1 protein-coding gene is annotated in these 360 nt (G+C 46.9%); it reads right to left on the bottom strand.

Features of this window, described 5'->3' with window-relative positions:
* Nucleotides 1-84 precede the first annotated feature (84 nt).
* Nucleotides 85-360 (bottom strand): YccF domain-containing protein (locus QSJ80_RS15580; RefSeq protein WP_285765390.1); only part of this gene is annotated, 276 nt, incomplete at its 5' end.

Genomic DNA, 360 nt, shown 5'->3' with positions numbered 1-360 from the left:
ACGCAGAGCTTTTGTGTAAAAATGTGAGCGCAGCGAACATCACAAAAGCGAAGCAAAGCTTATGGAGTCGGCTGCAGCCATTTGTTATGTGTGCCTACGCTTGCCGGCTACTACTGCACTTGCATTTGTGGCGCGTGCTGCCCACGCGACCTCTTTGGATACAATAGTTTTACCTATTGGAGCAATAGCAATACCTGCCAATTTCAGGTGCTGCAGACCAAAAGGTATACCGATTATTGTGATAAAGCAGACCAAGGCCGAAAACAAGTGGCCGATGGCCAGCCAGAGCCCACAAAAAATAAACCAGATGATATTTCCAATTAAGCCAAGAGGCCCGGTACCAATATCTTCTTTCCAAGT

The sequence above is a fragment of the Biformimicrobium ophioploci genome, from assembly GCF_030270605.1.
In the GTDB taxonomy this organism is placed as follows: Bacteria; Pseudomonadota; Gammaproteobacteria; order Pseudomonadales; family Cellvibrionaceae; genus Biformimicrobium; species Biformimicrobium ophioploci.
This window is presented reverse-complemented; position numbering and strand designations above follow the sequence as displayed.